Source organism: Nonomuraea composti (genome assembly GCF_012034275.1).
In the GTDB taxonomy this organism is placed as follows: domain Bacteria; phylum Actinomycetota; class Actinomycetes; order Streptosporangiales; family Streptosporangiaceae; genus Nonomuraea; species Nonomuraea composti.
Map to the genome: position 1 here is coordinate 13660 of NZ_JAATEP010000045.1, position 17304 is coordinate 30963.

19 protein-coding genes are annotated in these 17304 nt (G+C 72.9%); 9 read left to right on the forward strand and 10 right to left on the reverse strand.

The window, feature by feature from the left end:
* Positions 1–185 precede the first annotated feature (185 nt).
* Positions 186–635, forward strand: coding sequence for a hypothetical protein (locus HCN51_RS42710; protein ID WP_168017714.1), 450 nt, complete (start codon positions 186–188; stop codon positions 633–635).
* A gap of 78 nt (positions 636–713) precedes the next feature.
* Here HCN51_RS42710 and HCN51_RS42715 read toward each other — a convergent pair whose 3' ends face one another.
* The 8 genes from HCN51_RS42715 to metX form a co-directional block, all read right to left on the reverse strand.
* A complete protein-coding gene (locus HCN51_RS42715; RefSeq protein WP_168017715.1) occupies positions 714–1220 on the reverse strand; it encodes a nucleotidyltransferase domain-containing protein in 507 nt (168 codons plus the stop codon).
* A gap of 24 nt (positions 1221–1244) precedes the next feature.
* The gene (locus HCN51_RS42720) at positions 1245–2111 is read right to left on the reverse strand and encodes a TauD/TfdA dioxygenase family protein (RefSeq protein ID WP_168017716.1); all 867 of its coding nucleotides are present in this window, start codon (positions 2109–2111) and stop codon (positions 1245–1247) included.
* 76 nt (positions 2112–2187) lie between these two features.
* A complete protein-coding gene (locus HCN51_RS42725; RefSeq protein ID WP_080037942.1) occupies positions 2188–2967 on the reverse strand; it encodes an ABC transporter ATP-binding protein in 780 nt (259 codons plus the stop codon).
* Entirely contained in the window at positions 2951–3979 is a 1029-nt protein-coding gene (locus HCN51_RS42730; RefSeq protein WP_168017717.1) for a taurine ABC transporter substrate-binding protein, read from the reverse strand. Before HCN51_RS42730 ends, HCN51_RS42725 begins: the two co-directional genes overlap by 17 nt.
* Positions 3980–4010: 31 nt before the next feature.
* The gene (locus tag HCN51_RS42735; protein WP_346433996.1) at positions 4011–4862 is read right to left on the reverse strand and encodes an ABC transporter permease; all 852 of its coding nucleotides are present in this window, start codon (positions 4860–4862) and stop codon (positions 4011–4013) included.
* 122 nt (positions 4863–4984) lie between these two features.
* A complete protein-coding gene (locus HCN51_RS42740) occupies positions 4985–5467 on the reverse strand; it encodes a CoA-binding protein (RefSeq protein WP_168017719.1) in 483 nt (160 codons plus the stop codon).
* A complete protein-coding gene (locus HCN51_RS42745) occupies positions 5464–6843 on the reverse strand; it encodes an O-acetylhomoserine aminocarboxypropyltransferase/cysteine synthase family protein (protein ID WP_346433997.1) in 1380 nt (459 codons plus the stop codon). Before HCN51_RS42745 ends, HCN51_RS42740 begins: the two co-directional genes overlap by 4 nt.
* Positions 6840–8051, reverse strand: a complete 1212-nt coding sequence (gene metX, locus HCN51_RS42750) for a homoserine O-acetyltransferase MetX (protein WP_168017720.1) — start codon at positions 8049–8051, stop codon at positions 6840–6842. The genes HCN51_RS42745 and metX overlap by 4 nt, the downstream gene beginning before the upstream one ends.
* Positions 8052–8125: 74 nt before the next feature.
* Between metX and HCN51_RS42755 the strand changes: the two genes are divergently transcribed.
* Complete coding sequence (locus HCN51_RS42755; protein WP_168017721.1) at positions 8126–8674, forward strand: OsmC family protein; 549 nt, start codon at positions 8126–8128, stop codon at positions 8672–8674.
* A gap of 87 nt (positions 8675–8761) precedes the next feature.
* Positions 8762–9976 carry an NAD(P)-binding domain-containing protein gene (locus HCN51_RS42760; RefSeq protein WP_346433998.1) on the forward strand — a complete coding sequence of 405 codons (1215 nt, stop codon included), beginning with the start codon at positions 8762–8764 and terminating at the stop codon, positions 9974–9976.
* Between the two features lie 7 nt (positions 9977–9983).
* Here the strand turns inward: HCN51_RS42760 and HCN51_RS42765 are convergent, their stop codons facing one another.
* On the reverse strand, positions 9984–10571 hold the full coding sequence (locus HCN51_RS42765) for a TetR/AcrR family transcriptional regulator (protein ID WP_168017722.1): 588 nt from the start codon (positions 10569–10571) through the stop codon (positions 9984–9986).
* Between the two features lie 184 nt (positions 10572–10755).
* Between HCN51_RS42765 and HCN51_RS42770 the strand changes: the two genes are divergently transcribed.
* Positions 10756–11901: an FAD-dependent oxidoreductase gene (locus HCN51_RS42770; protein WP_168017723.1), complete on the forward strand. Its 1146-nt coding sequence runs from the start codon at positions 10756–10758 to the stop codon at positions 11899–11901.
* Positions 11902–11929: 28 nt separating this feature from the next.
* Here HCN51_RS42770 and HCN51_RS42775 read toward each other — a convergent pair whose 3' ends face one another.
* Positions 11930–12409 (reverse strand): MarR family winged helix-turn-helix transcriptional regulator, encoded by a 480-nt coding sequence (locus HCN51_RS42775; protein ID WP_080046628.1) that lies wholly within the window; start codon positions 12407–12409, stop codon positions 11930–11932.
* A 60-nt stretch (positions 12410–12469) separates the two neighbouring features.
* On the opposite strand from HCN51_RS42775, the gene HCN51_RS42780 reads away from it, so the two are divergent.
* The 5 genes from HCN51_RS42780 to HCN51_RS42800 all read left to right on the forward strand — a co-directional run bounded on the left by HCN51_RS42780 (position 12470) and on the right by HCN51_RS42800 (position 17297).
* Positions 12470–13297: an NAD(P)H-binding protein gene (locus tag HCN51_RS42780; protein WP_168017724.1), complete on the forward strand. Its 828-nt coding sequence runs from the start codon at positions 12470–12472 to the stop codon at positions 13295–13297.
* A 127-nt stretch (positions 13298–13424) separates the two neighbouring features.
* Complete coding sequence (locus HCN51_RS42785) at positions 13425–14105, forward strand: TetR/AcrR family transcriptional regulator (protein ID WP_168017725.1); 681 nt, start codon at positions 13425–13427, stop codon at positions 14103–14105.
* A gap of 407 nt (positions 14106–14512) precedes the next feature.
* Positions 14513–15316, forward strand: coding sequence for a putative protein N(5)-glutamine methyltransferase (locus HCN51_RS42790; RefSeq protein ID WP_168017726.1), 804 nt, complete (start codon positions 14513–14515; stop codon positions 15314–15316).
* A gap of 51 nt (positions 15317–15367) precedes the next feature.
* Positions 15368–15988: a TetR/AcrR family transcriptional regulator C-terminal domain-containing protein gene (locus HCN51_RS42795; protein ID WP_240973833.1), complete on the forward strand. Its 621-nt coding sequence runs from the start codon at positions 15368–15370 to the stop codon at positions 15986–15988.
* 190 nt (positions 15989–16178) lie between these two features.
* Positions 16179–17297: an esterase-like activity of phytase family protein gene (locus HCN51_RS42800; RefSeq protein WP_168017727.1), complete on the forward strand. Its 1119-nt coding sequence runs from the start codon at positions 16179–16181 to the stop codon at positions 17295–17297.
* The last annotated feature ends 7 nt before the right edge of the window (positions 17298–17304 follow it).

Below are 17304 nucleotides of genomic sequence, written 5' to 3' on the forward strand. Positions count from 1 at the left end.
TACTGCACTCCTCCACAGAGGGCTCGCTGCTCCGTTTCGTGTTCGTATGACGGCACCGGTCAGCAACGCCAACGAGCGGCCCGCCCGCCAGGTTCCCGGCCCGGCCGATCGAAGGCCCAGGTCAGGGTTCCACAGCCGCGTCGCGGGGGACGATGTGAGCGGGGCACCTGGGGTGAGGGAGGAAAATGGGGCTGGTGATGCGGCGGCTCGCACCGGTCGCAGGCACGATGGTCGTCGTCCTGGCGACGATGCCGCTGCTCGAAGCCGGAGCCCACGCTCTGGCACCCCCGTTGCCGGCGCCCGCGTACCTGGCGCAGAGAGACCACGGGGAGGGCCCCGATGACGACGACGCCCTCTTCCCCGACGACCCGCTCTGCTGGGAGCCGGACACGATCACCGGCCGCATGCAGGAGTGCGACGACGCCGCCGGCGCGAAGACCCCCGGCCCCGGCTCTGCCCCGCCGGAGCGCTTGCGGGCCGACGGCAAGGCGGGCCTGCTGACGCTGGCCGCCATCGGCGGCGCTCTGGCCGTCTCCGGAGCCGCGTGCTGGATGACCGCGAGGCTCACCTCGCAGCCGCCGCCGGAGCCCGCGAAGCGCGAGGACGACGACGAAGGCGCCGCGGCGAGCGCGTAGCGCCTTCAGCGGGCCGTTTTTCAGCGGGCCGTTTTTCAGCGGGCCGTTTTTCAGCGGGGCGTTTTCAGCGGGGCGTTTTCAGGACGGAGGCGCGGGGCGGCGATGCGTGGCCGGGATCTCGAACCCGTACCGCTCGGCGAGAGCGCGGACGTCCTCGAGATCCTTGTCCTTCGGCGGGTACGCCGTCTTGAACCGGAACATCCACTCAGGGGCCACGCACCGCACCTCCTGCCCGCCGATGACCCCGCTGCCCGTCAGGGACCCGTAGGGATACTCGATCCCGTACGTGTGGCGTCCCTGGTCGTCGTAGGCGAACACGTGGACGTCGACCGTGCCGCCGCTGCCGGTCGCCACCACGTAGTTCCAGTCGGTCGTACCCTTCCGTTCCTGCCGCGCATAACCCCACTCCGCGAACACCTCCGCGAGACGCCGGGCGTGCTCGCGAGCGACGGCGAGATCGAGGTCGGAGTGCTCGCGGGTCTGCCTGCCGAGCAGGGCGTCGACGCACCACCCGCCGTCGATCCAGACCGGGACGTTCTCGGCGGCGAGGCCGTGGTGGATCGCGAGCACTTCGTCGGCGTTCATCCCGGCAGCGTAACCGGTGCCGTCTTATGGGCGGGCGGGCCCGAACGGGCGGTCGCCGCGCAGCGTGATGCGGTGCATGACCCGGTGGGCGGTGCCGTAGTCGCGGTTGGCGTAGTGGGCGGTGCTGCGGTTGTCCCACATGGCGACGTCGCCGAGGCTCCAGCGGTGGCGGACGATGTGCTCCGGCTTGGTCAGGTGGCCGTAGAACAGGTCGAGGAGGTGCCGGCTCTCGGCCTCCGACACGCCGACGATGTGCGAGGTGAAGCCGGGGTTGACGAACAGGCCCTTGCGCCCGGTCTCCGGGTGGACGCGGACGACGGGGTGCTCCACCGGGTCGAGCCGGGTGACGACCTCGCCGTCCCAGACGCTGCCCCGGCCGCCGCGCCGCTGGGCCAGGTAGTAGCCGAACTCGCGGTTGCCGTCGTGCACGGCGGTGAGCTGGTCGGCCAGCTCGCGTACCGGGGCGGACAGGGAGTCGTAGGCGAGCTGGCTGTCGGCCCAGCTCGTGTCCCCGCCGGTGGGCGGCAGCGTCACGGCGCGCAGGATCGAGCCGAGCGGCGGGCGGGGCATGAAGGTCACGTCGGTGTGCCAGACGTCGGCGAAGCCGTTGTCGGCGCTGTCGAGCGCGTAGATCTCCGGGTGGTCCTCGTCCACGCCGCCCACGACAGGGTGGGAGGCGGTCAGCTCGCCGAGGCGGCGGCCCAGCGCGACCTGGCCGTCCTCGTCGAGGGTCTGCCCGGAGAAGAAGAGCACCTTCCGCTCGACGAGGGCGGCCCGGACGGCGGCCAGTTCCTCGTCGCCGGCGGTCGCCAGGTCGAGCCCTTCGACGCGCGCGCCGAAGTGCGGGCCGAGCGGGCGCAGGGTGAGCTCGGTGGCCAGGGGTGTGGACATGGGCGCTCCTTGTCGTGCGGTGGTCAGCCTTGCGGAGTGGTCAGCCTTGGTGTGGTGGTCAGCCTTGGTGTGGTGGTCAGCCGGCGGCCTCGCGGACGGCGTGGCCGACGGTGGCGCGCAGGGCCGCGTATTCGGGCAGGGCACGCAGCTCGTCGGGCTCCAGGCCGTCGCGGGGCAGCGGGATGTCGAGGTCGAGGGCGATCTGGCCGGGCCTGCTGGTCAGCACGACGACCCGGCTGCCGAGGAAGACGGCCTCCTCGACGCTGTGGGTGACGAACACGGACGTGCGTCCCGTCTGCTCGCTGACCCGCCGCAGGTCCTCCTGCAGCCGCTCGCGGGTGAGCGCGTCCAGGGCCGCGAACGGCTCGTCGAGCAGCAGCAGCGGATCGTCACCGGCCAGCGCCCTGGCGATGGCCACCCGCTGCTGCTGCCCGCCGGACAGCTGCCACGTCCGGCGGCGGGTCACGTCGTGCAGGCCGACCCGGTCCAGCAGCTCGGGCACCCGGCGGGCGCGCTCCTCGCGCGGGACGCCGGCGTAGCGCAGGGCCAGCTCCACGTTGCCGCCCACGCTCTTCCACGGGAACAGCCGGGGCTGCTGGAAGACGATCCCGGCGCCGGTGCCGGGCACCGGCGCGGCTCCGGCGGTGCGGACGATCCCGGCGGTGGGCCGTTCGAAGCCGGCGATCAGGCGCAGCAGCGTGCTCTTGCCACAGCCGGACGCGCCCACGATCACGAGGAACGAGCCGCGCGGCACGTCGAGCGAGATCGGACCGAGCGCGGTCACCATGTCGGAGCCGGTCCCGTACACGTGGACGACGTCCCGCACGTGCACGGCGCTGTCAGGGGGCGAGGACATCGGGCAGGCCCTTGGTGTAGATGGCGTCGCGCACGGTCGCCAGGTCGGGTACGGCGTCGATCTTCTGCTGGTCCTTGAGGAACTGCGCGGCGCTGACGAGGCCGGCGGCCAGGGCGCCGGGCCGTTCGGGCGTGCCGAGCCACTCCGGGGAGGCCAGGTCGGCGGGCTTGAGGAAGACGCCCTGGCCGAGCTGCTCCTCGGCGTCCTGCGCGGTGAGGTTGAGCTCGGCGGCGACGGCCGCGGCGGCCGCGGCCCGGTCGTCGGCGATGAGCCGCAACGCTCTGGCCTCGGCCTTGCGCCAGGCGTCCACCGCCTGCGGGTGCGCCTTGAGGAAGGCGGTGGAGACCACCCCGAGGTCCAGCGTGGGCTTGCCGGCCGTGGCCAGCTCCCGGCTGGCGACGAGCACCTTGCCGTTCCTCTTCAGCTCCTTGAGGGTGGGCAGCCAGGTGTAGGCGGCGTCGATGTCGCCGCGCGTCCAGGAGGCGAGGATGTCCTGCGGTTCGAGGTCGACGACGGTCAGCTCCGACTCGCGGATCCCGGCCCGGTCGAGCGCGGCCAGCAGGCTGTAGTGGGCGGTCGAGGCGAACGACGTGGCGACCTTCTTGCCGCGCAGGCCCTCGATGGACGACACGCCGCTGTCGTTCCTGACGACCAGGGCCTCGTTGTCGCCGGCCACGTCGAGCACGAACGCCACCTGGTACGGGATGTTCAGCGGCGCCGACAGCCCCCGGGCGACGGGGCTGGAGCCGATGGCGGCGATGTCCACGCTGCCGGCCACGAAGGCCGTGTTGATGCTGGCGCCGGAGTCGAACTTCGTCCACTGGATCCGGTATCCGGGCAACGCCTCCTCCAGCCACCTCTTGTTCTTGACGATGAGGTCGCCGCTGGGGAAGGCCTGGTAGGCCAGGCGGATGCGGTTCGCCGGGGCGCCGCCTCCCTGGGACGCGGTGCCGTCGCCGCAGGCGGCCAGGACGGCGGCCAGCACGAAGGTCAGCAGGATTCTCAGACGCATGGCGGCTTCCTCATGGGGGACGTGCGGCGGGTCACGAGCGGCCCCGCCAGGGGATGAGCCGTTTCTCGGCGAGCCGCAGCAGGCCGTCGATGAGCAGGCCCGACAGGCCGATGGCCAGCAGGCCCAGCACCACGACGTCGGTCTGCAGGTAACGCTGGGCGTCGCGCACCATGCCGCCGATGCCGGGCACCCCGTTGACGGTCTCGGCGGCGACGACGGACGAGTACGCGATGCCGACGGCCAGGCGTACCCCGGTGAAGATCTCCGGCAGCGCGCTGGGCAGCACCACGTCTCTGATGACGTCGCGCCGCGAGGCGCCGAGCGCCCTGGCCGCCTCGACCAGGTGCGCCGGCGCGCCGTGCACGGCGGCGGCGGTGGCCACCGCGACCGGCGGCAGCGCCGCGATCGCCAGCAGCCACAGCTTGGGCGTCTCGTCGATGCCGAACCAGATGATGAGCAGGCTGAAGTACGCCAGCGGCGGCAGCGCCCGCACGAACGTCACCACCGGCTCGGCCACGACGCGGATCCACGGCACGGTGCCGAGCACGACGCCCGCGACGAGCCCGCCGGCCACGCCGATCGCGGACCCGATGAGGATGCGCCGCAGGCTGACGCCCAGGTGCTCGACGAGCAGGCTGCCGCTGTAGCCGCGGACGCCGTCGTGCGTCGTGGACAGCCGCAGGAGCTGCTCCCACACGGCGCCGGGGGAGGGGATGAAGGCGGGGTTGGCCGCCGCGGCGGCGGCGACCTGCCACAGGCCGAGCAGCGCGGCGGCGGCGAGCACGCGCACCGCGATCCTGCGGGCGGCCGGACGGGCGCGCCTGGTGGCGGACGCGGGTCCGCCGCCGGGGACGGTGGTCGAGGGGGCCGCGGTCGAGGTCACCACCTCGACCGCCTGCTCGGGGGGCTCATGAGCACGAAGCTACGGCGACCGGCCGCTTAAAGTCAATATTACCTACCAGATTTATGGGGAAGGCTCATGGTGCGTCACCGAGGCGCGCCGGGCTACTGCAGGCCGCTCCGGACCGAGGTGATGCGGCGGGTGTTGAAGCCGAGCCAGTGCATCCGCCCCACGTACCGCGCGTGCTCGACCTTCAGGCACCGGTCCATGATCACGCTCACGCCGCCGTCCTCGGCGATCCGCGCCCCCTCCTCGTTGATCACGCCGAACTGGCACCACAGCGCCTTGGCGCCGATCGCCACCGTCTCCCGGGCGATCCCCGGCAGGGCGTCGGGGGCGCGGAAGACGTTCACGAGGTCGACCGGGACGGGCACGTCGGCCAGGCCCGGATAGCTGGTCTCGCCCAGGATCTCCTTCTCGCGCGGGTTGACCGGGATGACCCGGTAGCCGTGCCGCTTGAGGTAGTAGCCGACGAAGTGGCTGGCCCGCAGCTCGTTGCCGGACAGGCCGACGATCGCGATCGTCGTGGTCGAGTGCAGCACGCGCTGGATCGTCAGCGGGTCCTGGTAGCGGTCGAGTCCGGTCATGCCGTGCCGATCCCTTCTCCGGCGCCGATCCCTTCTGCGGCGCCGATCCCTTCTGCGGCGCCGATCCCTTCTGCGACGCGGGCCAGGGCCTGCTCCAGGTCCCAGATCAGGTCCTCGACGTTCTCGATGCCGACCGACAGCCGCACCGTGCCGGGGCCGACCCCGGCCGCGCGCAGCTCGTCGTCGCCGAGCTGGCGGTGCGTGGTGCTGGCCGGGTGGATGACGAGGCTCTTGGCGTCGCCGACGTTCGCCAGGTGCGACCAGAGCGTCAGGCCGCCGATCAGCCCCTGCCCGCCCGCCCGGCCGCCGGCGCAGTCGAAGGAGAACACCGCGCCGGCGCCGCGCGGCAGGTACTTGTCCACCAGCGGCCGGTAAGGGCTGTCGGGCAGGCCCGGGTAGGTGACGGCGGAGGCCAGCTCGTGCGACCGGAGGAACGCGGCGACCGCCCGCGCGTTGCCCACGTGGCGGTCCATGCGCAGCGACAGCGTCTCCAGCCCCTGCAGGAACAGGAAGGCGTTGAACGGCGACAGCGCCGCGCCGAGGTCGCGCAGGGTCTCGGCGCGCAGCTTCATCAGGTAGCCGTACTCGCCGAACGTCTCGTGGAAGCGCAGCCCGTGGTAGGCCGGCGACGGGTCCGCGACCACCGGGAAGCGCCCGTTCGACCAGTCGAACGTGCCCGCCTCCACGACCACCCCGCCGATGCTCGTGCCGTGCCCGCCGATGAACTTGGTCGCCGAGTGGACCACGATGTCGGCGCCCCATTCGATCGGGCGGCACAGGTACGGCGTCGCGAACGTGTTGTCCACGATCAGCGGCAGCTCGTGCTCGTGCGCGACGGCCGCCACGGTCTCGATGTCGAGCACGTTCCCGGCCGGGTTGCCGATCGTCTCGCCGAAGAACGCCTTCGTGTTCGCCTGCACCGCTTTCCGCCACGCGTCCGGATCGTCGGGATCGACCCAGGTCAGCTCGACGCCCATCTTGCGCAGCAGGTGCTTGAGCTGGTTCACCGTGCCGCCGTACAGGGCCGAGGACGACACCACGTGGTCGCCCGGCTGCAGCAGCGTGAACAGCGCGGCCGCCTGCGCGGCGATGCCGCTGGCGAAGGCCACCGCGCCGGCGCCGCCCTCCAGGTTCGCCACCCGCTCCTCGAACACCGCGACCGTCGGGTTCATGATGCGCGAGTACGTGTTCCCGTACTCCTGGAGGTTGAAGTACGCCGCCGCGGACTCGGGGTCCTCGAAGACGTAGCTGGTCGTCTGGAAGATCGGCACCGCGCGGGCGCCCGTGTTCGGGTCCGGCCGCTGCCCGGCGTGCAGCTGCCGGGTCTCGAACCCGAACTCGCGGGCCTGTTCGGCGCGGGGGAGCTGGTCGGTCACGAAGAGCCTCTCTCTTGGACGGGCTGAGCCAGGAACCGGCGGATGACGGGCGTCTGCCGCGCCTCCTCCAGCAGGAAGCAGTCGTGCCCGTAGGGCGCCTCGATGACGTGCAGCTCGACCGGCTTGCCGAGCGCGCGCAGCGCCCCCGCGATCTCCTCCGACGCCGACGGCGGATACAGCCAGTCGGAGCTGAAGGCGATCAGCAGGGTGCGCGCCGAGACGCCCTCCAGCGCCCGCGCCAGCGACCCGCCGCCGTGCTGCCGGGCCAGGTCGAAGTACGTCAGCGCGCGCGAGGTGTAGAGGTAGGTGTTGGCGTCGAAGCGCTTGACGAACGCCTCGGCCTGGTGGCGCAGGTAGCCCTCCACCTCGAACTCCGGGTCGGTGATCGTGTAGTGCGGGCCGTCGCCGGAGCGCAGCCGCCGCCCGAACTTGACCTCCAGCGCGGGCGCCGACAGGTACGTGATGTGGCCGACCATCCGCCCGATGCCCATGCCGGCGTCGGGGGCGCGGCCGGTGCCGTGGTAGCGGCCGCCCTGCCAGGCCGGGTCGCGCAGGATCGCCTCGCGCGCGATCGCGTTCCAGGCGACCCCCTGCGGGTGCAGCGCGTGCGTGCTGGCGATCGGGATGACCGCGTCGACCTGGTCGGGGTAGAGCACCGCCCACTGCAGTGCCTGCATCCCGCCGAGCGAGCCGCCGGCCACCGCCGCCAGCCGCTCGATGCCCAGCGCGTCGAGGAAGGCGCGCTGCGTGCGGACCATGTCGGCGACCGTGATCACGGGGAAGTCGGGCCCGTACGGCTCGCCGGTCGCCGGGTCGATCGAGGACGGCCCGGTCGTGCCCCGGCAGCCCCCTAGCAGGTTCGTCGAGACGACGAAGAACCGGTCGGTGTCGAACGCCTTGCCGGGGCCGATCATCCCGTCCCACCAGCCGAGCCCCTTGCCGTGCCCTTCGGCCCCGAACCCGTCGCGGGCGCTGCCGCCGGACGGCGCCCTGGACAGGCCCGCCGCGTGCGCGTCGCCGCTGAGCGCGTGGCACACCAGGACGACGTTGTCGCGGCGGGGCGACAGGGTGCCGTAGGTCTCGTAGGCGACCCGGACGGGGTGCAGCTCCCGGCCGCAGTCGAGGGGGACCGGCTCCGGCAGGTCGAGGTGGCGGGTCTCCACCACCCCGACGCTGCCGGGCGCGAGCGTGGTGGCCGGCTGCGACATGGGTCTTATCGTAACCGCCACGGGCGGTGTATGGTCAAATACCTACCGGAAATGCAGGGAGTGGGAGGAGCGGTATGACCACGGTCGCCAACGGAGTCAACGTCCAGGCGCTGCTGGAGGCGCGCGAGGTACTGAAGGGCGCGCCCGAGGCCGCCCGGTTCGTCTGGCGGGCCACCTCCACGTGGCGCGGCGGCGTCCACAGCACCACGACCGTCAAGGAGTTCTACGGCCTCGGGCAGGAGCGCAGCCACAAGAGCGAGGCCGTCTTCGACGCCGACCACCCCGAGGTCTTCGCCGCCGAGGACCAGGGCATCACGCCCATCGAGTACCTGCTCGTCGGCCTGGCGAGCTGCCTGACCGCCGGCGTCGCGTCCGTCGCCCAGAACCGCGGCATCCAGCTCCGCTCGGTCGAGGCCACCCTCGAAGGTACCCACGACATCCGCGGGATCCTCGGCGCCGACCCCGACGTCCGCAACGGCTTCGACGACATCACCGTGACCTTCCACATCGACGCCGACGCCTCCAAGCAGGACATCCAGGCGCTGGTGGCCCAGTCGCAGAAGCGCTCGGCCGTCTTCGACGCCCTGACGAACCCGACGAACGTCACCGTCCAGGTCGCCTGAGAGCCGGGCACGTCTGAGGCGCCGAGCGCGTATGAGAGAGCCGAGCGCATCTGAGAGGGGCCAGTCATCGAGCACGTCACCGCCGTCGTGGTCGGCGCCGGGCACGCCGGTCTCACCGCGAGCCACTTCCTGCGCGAACGCTCCATCGACCACCTCGTGATCGAGCGCGGCGAGGTCGCCAACTCCTGGCGGCGCGAGCGCTGGGACTCCTTCCGGCTGCTCACCCCCAACTGGCAGACCCGCCTGCCCGGCCACGCCTACGAAGGGCCGGACCCCGACGGCTACATGACCGCCAAGGAGGTGACCCGGTTCATCGAGGGTTTCGCCGCCCTCTCGCAGGCCCCCGTCAGGACCGGCACCGAGGTCACCTCCGTGCGGCCGGACGGCGACGGCTACCGCGTGACGACGAGCCGCGGCGAGATCCGCTGCCGGGTCGTCGTCATCGCCGGCGGCGCCTGCAACCGGCCCGTGGTGCCGCCGTTCAGCGAGGCGGTGCCGCCGTCCGTGCGGCAGCTCACCGCGTTCGACTACCGCGAGCCGGGGCAGCTCCCCGACGGCGGCGTGCTGGTGGTCGGCGCGTCGGCGACCGGCGTGCAGCTCGCCGCCGAGCTGCGCCGCTCGGGGCGGCCGGTCGTCCTGTCAGTGGGGGAGCACGTGCGGCTGCCCCGCACCTACCGCGGGCGCGACGTGCTGTGGTGGATGGACGCCTCAGGCGTCTGGGACCAGCGCCACGACGAGGTCGAGGACCTGGCGCGGGCCCGCCGGCTGCCCTCGCCCCAGCTCGCCGGCACCCCCGAGCGCGCCACGCTCGACCTCAACGCGCTCACCGCCATGGGCGTCGAGCTGGTGGGCCGCTGGGCCGCCGTCCGCGACGGGTGGGCGCTGTTCTCCGGCGGGCTGCGGAACGTGTTCTCGCTCGCCGACCTCAAGATGGAACGCCTGCTCGACACGTTCGACGCGTGGGCCCGCACGCACGGCGTCGATCCCGGCCCCGCTGATCGGCTACCGCCGACCCGCGTGCCCGAACGGGCTCGCCTGCGGCTCGACCTGCGCGGTGGCGAGATCCGCACGATCGTGTGGGCGACCGGCTTCCGCCCCGACCATGACTGGCTCCACGTCCCCGTGCTCGACGACAAGGGACGGCTGCGCCACGACGGCGGCATCGTCGATCACCCCGGCCTGTACGCGCTCGGGCTGCCCTTCCTGCGCCGGCGCCGGTCCACGTTCATCAACGGCATCGAAGCGGACGCCCGCGAGGTGATCGCCCACCTCACCGGCCACCTGGCGGCCGGGGCGCGCTGAACCGGCGTCAAGAGGCGGACTGCGCCCGCCAGCCGTGGACCAGCAGGTCGAACACCGTCTGCACCGCCGTCCGCGGATCCTGCCGGCTTCTGGCCAGGGCCGGGATCTGCAGGACGAACCGGGCCAGCGCCCAGCAGGCGAGATCGTCGGCGTCCCGGCCCAGCTCCTGCGCGATCGCGGAGCCCAGGGCGGCGGCGTGCCGCGTCCACATCCGTTCCGCGTACTCGCGCAGCGCGGGTGTCCGGTCCACCAGCTCGGTGAAGCCGCGCAGCCGCGGATCCGACGCGAGCGGCACCCACATCTCCAGCGCGTGGGCGCGCAGCGCCTCGACGACGTCCTGACCAGGGGGCCGCTCGCGGACCACGGCGATCAGGCCGGCCTCGACGTCCTCCTCGCGGTCGAAGACCAGCGCCTCCTTGCTCGGGAAGTGCGTGAACAGCGTCGTCGTCGACACGTCGGCCCGGTCGGCGACGTCGCGGACGCTCACCTGCTCGAAGCCGCGCTCCAGGAAGAGCTCCAGGGCGGCGTCGGCGATGGCCTGCCTGGTCGCGGCCTTCTTGCGCTCGCGACGGCCAACGGGCGGGGAGTCGGGCATGGGCGCCACTGTAGCCCATGACCGGACCGGAACCGAAACTGGTCTGAGTTCACTTTTGAAGCTATTGCATTTCTGTACTCACTTCTGCTTTGGTGGTCTCCGTACGGCTCACCGCGCCACCGAGGCGCGGCCCCGGTCCCCTCTTGACCCCGGGAAGCCTCACCTCCTCCGGAAGGAATCCACCATGAGCAGCTCACCGACGCCCGCCCACGCGCGGATCAGCGTCATCGGCGCCGGCCCCGGCGGCCTCACCTGCGCCCGCATCCTTCAGCGGCACGGCATCGAGGTGACCGTCTACGACCGCGACCCCGCCGGGGACGCCCGCGACCAGGGCGGCTCGCTCGACCTGCATGAGGAGGACGGCCAGCTCGCCCTGCGCGAGGCCGGGCTGCTGGAGCGGTTCCACGCGCTGGCCAGGTTCGAGGGGCAGGAGATGCGCAGCATGGACACGGCGGGGCGGGTCCTGGCCCACCACGTGCCCGAGGAGGGCGAGAAGCGCAAACCCGAGATCGACCGCGGCCGGCTCCGCGACCTCCTGCTGGGCTCGCTGCCCGAGGGGACGGTCCAGTGGGGCCGCACCCTCGCCTCGGTCGGCGGATCGGCCGATGGGCCGCGCACCTTGTCGTTCACCGACGGCACGGTCGCCGAGGCGGATCTCGTCATCGGCGCGGACGGCGCCTTCTCCCGCGTCCGGCCGGCCGTGTCACCCGCGACGCCGCACTACACCGGGGTCGGCTTCGTGGAGGCGTGGTTCGACGACCTCGGCGACGCGCACCCCGAGGTCGCCGAGCTGGTCGGCCAGGGGAGCGCCCACGCCGCCGACGGGGAGCGCGGCCTGTTCGCGCAACGCAACGGCGGCGGCCACCTGCGCGTCTACATCATGCGGAAGGTCCCGCTCGACTGGATGGCGGCCGCCGGGCTCCGCCCCGACGACACCCAGGGCATCCGCGCGCACCTCGCCCGCGAGTACGCGTCCTGGTCGCCGCCGCTGCTGCGGCTGATCACCGACAACGACGGCCCGTACGTCGACCGCCCGCTGTTCGCCCTGCCCGTACCGCACACCTGGGAGCACGCGCCCGGCGTGACCCTGCTGGGCGACGCCGCGCACCTCATGCCGCCGCTGGGCGTCGGCGTCAACCTCGCCATGCTCGACGCCTGCGACCTCGCGCTCGCGCTCGCGCACGCGGCGACCATCGACGACGCCGTCCGCGACTACGAGAAGACGATGCTGGCGCGCTCGTCGGAGATCGCCCGGACGCTGGAGGGCGGCGCCGAGTTCCTCCTGGAGGTCCCCGACGGCAACGGCCCGCCCGACCACGCCCACGCCTGAAAGGCGCACACCGTACGTCGCGGCCGTGTCACCAGTTCCGCACCTCGTGGGCCCAGGCGACCAGCCCCGCCACGAACCCCTGCCGCTCCACGGGCGACAGCTCGTCGAGGACGCGCAGCAGAGGCGCGGCACGGAGAGCGACGAACCCCTCGATCATGGCCCGATGCCGAGGGGCCAGCGACACCAGCGTGCGGCGGCGGTTGGCCGGGTCCTCCCGGCGCTCGACCAGGCCGGCCCGGCTGAGATCGCCCAGCAGCTCGCTGGCGGTCGTCAGCGACATGCCCATCCGGCCGGCCAGCTCGCTCACGCTCAGCGACGTCTCCACCGTCAGCTGCGGGAGGACCGCGCCGTGCCGGGCGGTGAGCCGGTGGCCGCGGAAGATCTCGCGCAGCTCGTCGGGCATCTCGGTCTGGGCCCGGCGGAAGTAGGCCTCCACCAGCGGCACGAAGCCGAGGGCTTCCTTGACCTCCTCCGGTCGCGGCAGCCGAGGGGGCGGTGCGTCGTCCATCACGGCCACAGGATACAGTCCTGATATCCCAACAGTTCGGATATCCGAAGTGAGGTAGCCGTGATACTGGTGACAGGGGCGACGGGCAATGTCGGCCGTCATCTGGTCGACCTGCTGCTCCAGGCGGGCGAGCGGGTCCGCGCGATCAGCAGGAACCCCGAGCGGGCCGGCCTGCCCGACGGCGTGGAGGTGGTCAGAGCCGACCTGTCCAGCCCGGACGACCTGCGGGCCGCGCTGAGCGGGGCCCGGCGGGCATACCTGTTCCCGGCCGCCGGCCAGGTGCGGGGCTTCCTGCACGAGGCCGAGCGCGCCGGCGTCGAGCACGTGGTGCTGCTGTCCGCGCTGGCGGTGACCATGAAGCAGTCGGGGGTTATCGGCAGCCTCCACGCCGAGTTCGAGCAGGCCGTGACCGAATCCGGGCTGCCGTGGACGTTCCTGCGGCCGGGCGCGTTCATGGCCAACGACCTGCGGTGGGCGCCTGGCGTCAAGAACGACGGCGTCGTCCGCGCACCCTTCGCCGAGGCCGCCACCGCCCCCATCGACGAACGCGACATCGCCGCCGTCGCCGCGCGTACCCTGCTGGAGGACGGGCACGCGGGCAAGGCGTACGAACTGACCGGCCCCGCCTCGCTGACCACGGCGGAGCGGGTCCGCATCCTCGGCGAGGTCCTGGGGCGCGAGCTGCGCCTGGAGGAGTTGTCCCCTGAGCAGGTTCGGGCCGAGATGATCCCGCAGACGCCGGCGCCGGTGGTGGACTCGATGCTGACGCTGTTCGCCTCGTTCGTCGGCCAGGTGGCGGAGGTGTCCCCGGCGGTACGGGACCTGACCGGCCGCGACCCGCACCCCTACGCCGACTGGGCGGCCCGCAACGCTGCGGCGTTCCGCTGACGCTGACACTGACGCTGACGCCGAGGGGCAGGAACACCCGGCGCCTCGCGCTCCGTGCAGGGCTGCTTCCGTGGCGCCACCCTTGCAACAAAACGGATAGGCCGTTCCACTTCGGTAGGATGGGGGGATGAGCACGACGGCCGAGCCCGACCCGTCCGACGGCGCGCAGCCCCGAGCGGAGCTGCGCGCCGACGCCGAGCGGAACCGCGAGCGCATCCTGGCCGCCGCCCGCCGCCTGTACGCCGACCAGGGGCTCGACGTCTCCATGGCGTGCGTCGCCCGGGAGGCGGGCGTCGGCAAGGCCACCCTGTCGCGCCGCTTCGCCACCCGCGAAGAGCTCATCAACGCCGTCTTCACCGACCGCATGGACGCCTACGCCGCCACCACCGCCGAAGCGCTCGCCGACCCCGACCCGTGGCACGGGTTCGTCGGGTTCATCCGGTCGGTGTGCGCGATGCAGGCCGCCGACCGCGGTTTCGCGGCTGTGCTGGCCATGACGTTCCCGGCCGCCAAGGCGCTGGAGGCGCGCCGCGCCGAGGCCTACCACGGCTTCCTGGAGCTCATCTCCCGCGCCAAGGCCACCGGCAACCTGCGCGCCGACTTCACCGCCGAGGACCTCATCGTCCTGCTGATGGCCAACGCCGGCGTCGTCGCCGCCACCGCCGACAGCGCCCCCGGCGCCTGGCGCCGCCTGGTGGGGCAGATGCTGCGGGCGTACGCGGCCCCCGGCGCCGACCTGCCTCCCATGGAGCCGGCGCCGGAGCCCACGGCCCTGTACCGCGCCATGGTCCGGCTCGGCCGCGCCTAAGGAGCGCACCGGCCTGGTGAGGCTCGGTCGTGCCTGAGGTGCGGACCGGCGCACCTCGATGGTGGCCGGTGTACGAGCCGTCCGGCCCGTCGGCCGACCTGCCACCTCATCCACGGCGAATCCGCCTGCACGGGCACCGCCCCGCACGACGGCCCACCGCCCGTGCACGCCGCCCCCCGTTGCCCAGCGCGGAGATCCGGCGATCGGCGGGGGAGCCGTAGACCCCCGGGTGGCCCCCGTCCGGCGGAGGATTCTGCGGGCTGATACTGTGTCGGTCTCGTCGGAGGACCGTTCTTGGGAGGTGAGACCCATTACCGCTGCGTCAGTCTGGGTGCTCCCTCCTCTTCAAGCGGCCCACAGGGATTAGGTGACCGCGGGAGCGCCCATCGGCATCCCGGAAGGCTCCCATGTCGGTTTTCTCGTCATCTGTCCGTACTGCTGCCATCGTTGCCCGCCTTCGCGCCGCCGGCTGTGTCTTCGCCGAGGACGAGGCCGAGCTGCTCCTGTCCACCGCCTCCACCCCCGCCGACCTCGACGCCATGGTGGCGCGCCGGGTCGCGGGGGAGCCCCTTGAGCACGTGCTGGGGTGGGCGGAGTTCTGCGGGCTGCGGGTGTACGTCGAGCCGGGCGTGTTCGTGCCGCGGCCGCGCACCGCGTTCCTCATCGAGGCGGCCGTGGCCCTGGCGCGCGAGGTCGAGGGCACGCCGGTCGTCCTGGACATGTGCTGCGGCACGGGCGCGATGGGCGCCGCGGTGGCGGCGGGGCTGCCCCGGGCCGAGCTGCACGCCGCCGACCTCGACCCCGCCGCCGTGCGGTGCGCGCGGCGGAACCTGGCGGGCTCGGCGGCGGTGTACGAGGGCGACCTGTACGACCCGCTGCCCCTCACCCTGCGCGGACGGGTGGACCTGCTCATCGCCAGCCCCCCGTACGTGCCGTCGGAGTCCGTGGGGCTGCTGCCGCCCGAGGCCCGGCTGCACGAGCCGCTGCTCGCGCTCGACGGCGGCGCCGACGGGCTCGACGTGGTGCGCCGGGTGATCGCCGGCGCGCCCACCTGGCTCGCGCCCGGCGGCCGGCTGCTGGTGGAGACCAGCGAGCGCCAGGCGGAGGCGACCGCCGAGTCCGTCCGGGCCGCCGGGCTCGCCGCCCAGGTGGCCATCTCCGACGACCTGGACGCCACGGCCGTCATCGGCACCCGGCACCGGGACGGCTGACAGCTCAGCGGAGTCGGGGCGGTCGGCTTAGCGGTGTTAAGGTGATCGGCGATGGCACAGAAGGGACTGGCGCGTGACACCGTCGTCCGTGCGGCTCTCGAGCTGCTCGACGAGACCGGCCTGGAGGGTCTGTCCGTCCGCCGCCTCGCCGCCCGCCTCGGCGTCCAGAACCCGGCGCTCTACTGGCACTTCCGCAACAAGCAGGAGCTGCTCGACGAGATGGCCCGCGAGCTGCTCGCCCACGACATGGGCGGCCCGGCCGAGGGGGAGGGCTGGCGGGCGTGGCTGACGCGCCGCGCGCACCGCTACCGGCGCACGCTGCTCGCGCACCGCGACGGCGCGCGCCTGGTCGCGGTGGGCAACCCGGGGCCGGAGGTGGCCAGGAGCTTCGAGGCGGAGCTGCGGGCGCTGACCGGGCTCGGCTTCACGCCCGCGCGGGGCCTGCACGCGATCACCGCGATCAGCCACTACACGCTCGGTTTCGTGCTGAACGAGCAGGCCGCGCTCGACCGGCGAGCGAGCGGCGCCGGCTTCGACCTGGCCGCCTTCGCCGCCGAGCATCCGCTGACGGTCGAAGGGGTCCGGACGGGCGGCGCGCCCACGAGCGACGAGGCGTTCGCGCACGGCCTGCGCCTCATCCTCGACGGCATCGCCGCCTCCGCGCCGGCGTGAGGGGAGCGCGGGCGTGAGGGGAGCGCGGGCGCCCGGCCTCGCGCAGTGATTTCGCACCTTTTGCAGTGCGGCATGCGATTGTTTTGTTCGTGGACTTCTCCGTTGAGAACCGCTTTCATTTCCTCCGTCGAATTCCGGGACGGAGGAACAATTGTCTCGTACACGGAGAAGTGCACGAAGAATTACCGAAATGACCCTCGCGTTCGCGGTGGTGGCGGCCACGGCCCCGCCCGCCGTGGCGGCGGCCCCGCCCGAGCCCGTACGGATCACCCGTTTCCTCGGTGAGCAGCGGATCCCGTACAAGGAGACGTTCGCGGGCACGACCGTGGGCGGCCTGTCCGGGTTCGACCGTGACCCGCGCACCGGCGTGTGGTATTTCGTCTCCGACGACCGCTGGCGCTACGGCCCCGCCCGCTTCTACACCGGCCGGCTGGCCTTCGACCGGGTGACGGGCGGTTTCACCGGCGTGCGGCTGACCGGCGTCACCACGCTGACCAGGCCCGACGGCACGCCGTACCCGGGCTATGGCAAGCCCGGCTCGGCCGACCCCGAGTCGATCAGGGTCGACCGGTGGAGCGGGCGGCTGCTGTGGGGCGACGAAGGGGACCGGCCCGACCGGTCGAATCCGGATATTCCCGTTTCGCATTCGACGGTGCGCGAGACGAACCTCGGCGGGCGCGAGACCGGCGCGCTGCCGCTGCCGTCGAATCTGCGGTTCACGACCACGGAAAGCGGGCCCCGGCGCAATTTCGGGTTCGAGGGCGTGGCCGTCACCGAGCGCAGTATCACCGCCATCACCGAGGGACCGCGCTTCGAGGACGGGCCGGTGCCGACGGCCGACGACGGCTCGGTGACCCGGCTGACCGTGTGGGACCGCCGGGGCCGGGTGCGCGCCCAGTACGCCTACCCGCTCGACGCGCTCGCGGCCCCGCCGAGCCCCCCGACGGGGCAGACCGACAGCGGCGTGTCGGAGCTGCTGGCCATCGACGACCACCGCTACCTGGCTTTGGAACGTTCCTGGATCCAGGGGGTCGGCTACCGGGTCAAGCTGTACGAGATCGACGTGCGTGACGCCTCCGACGTGCGCAACCGCGGCTCCCTGACGCGGTACCGCACCTACCGGCCGGTCTCCAAGCGGCTGGTGCGCGACCTCGGCGCCTTCCGCCCGCCGGTGCAGAACCTGGAGGGCATGTCGTGGGGGCCGAGGCTGGCCAGCGGCGAGTGCACGCTGGTGATCGGCTCCGACGACAACTTCTCCGAGGACGAGGTCACCCAGCTCATGGCCTTCGGCGTCACCTGCTGCCGCTGACCCCCTC

Excerpts from the sequence above, each read along its gene's own strand:
- HCN51_RS42715 (WP_168017715.1), bottom strand. The coding sequence starts at position 1,220 with ATGAACGCCGACGAAGTGCTCGCGATCCACCACGGCCTCGCCGCCGAG.
- HCN51_RS42785 (WP_168017725.1), top strand. The coding sequence starts at position 13,425 with ATGAGCACGACGGCCGAGCCCGACCCGTCCGACGGCGCGCAGCCCCGA.
- HCN51_RS42800 (WP_168017727.1), top strand. The coding sequence starts at position 16,179 with ATGACCCTCGCGTTCGCGGTGGTGGCGGCCACGGCCCCGCCCGCCGTG.
- metX (WP_168017720.1), bottom strand. The coding sequence starts at position 8,051 with ATGTCGCAGCCGGCCACCACGCTCGCGCCCGGCAGCGTCGGGGTGGTG.
- HCN51_RS42770 (WP_168017723.1), top strand. The coding sequence starts at position 10,756 with ATGAGCAGCTCACCGACGCCCGCCCACGCGCGGATCAGCGTCATCGGC.
- HCN51_RS42740 (WP_168017719.1), bottom strand. The coding sequence starts at position 5,467 with ATGACCGGACTCGACCGCTACCAGGACCCGCTGACGATCCAGCGCGTG.
- HCN51_RS42725 (WP_080037942.1), bottom strand. The coding sequence starts at position 2,967 with ATGTCCTCGCCCCCTGACAGCGCCGTGCACGTGCGGGACGTCGTCCAC.
- HCN51_RS42795 (WP_240973833.1), top strand. The coding sequence starts at position 15,368 with ATGGCACAGAAGGGACTGGCGCGTGACACCGTCGTCCGTGCGGCTCTC.
- HCN51_RS42710 (WP_168017714.1), top strand. The coding sequence starts at position 186 with ATGGGGCTGGTGATGCGGCGGCTCGCACCGGTCGCAGGCACGATGGTC.
- HCN51_RS42755 (WP_168017721.1), top strand. The coding sequence starts at position 8,126 with ATGACCACGGTCGCCAACGGAGTCAACGTCCAGGCGCTGCTGGAGGCG.
- HCN51_RS42775 (WP_080046628.1), bottom strand. The coding sequence starts at position 12,409 with ATGGACGACGCACCGCCCCCTCGGCTGCCGCGACCGGAGGAGGTCAAG.
- HCN51_RS42720 (WP_168017716.1), bottom strand. The coding sequence starts at position 2,111 with ATGTCCACACCCCTGGCCACCGAGCTCACCCTGCGCCCGCTCGGCCCG.
- HCN51_RS42790 (WP_168017726.1), top strand. The coding sequence starts at position 14,513 with ATGTCGGTTTTCTCGTCATCTGTCCGTACTGCTGCCATCGTTGCCCGC.
- HCN51_RS42730 (WP_168017717.1), bottom strand. The coding sequence starts at position 3,979 with ATGCGTCTGAGAATCCTGCTGACCTTCGTGCTGGCCGCCGTCCTGGCC.
- HCN51_RS42765 (WP_168017722.1), bottom strand. The coding sequence starts at position 10,571 with ATGCCCGACTCCCCGCCCGTTGGCCGTCGCGAGCGCAAGAAGGCCGCG.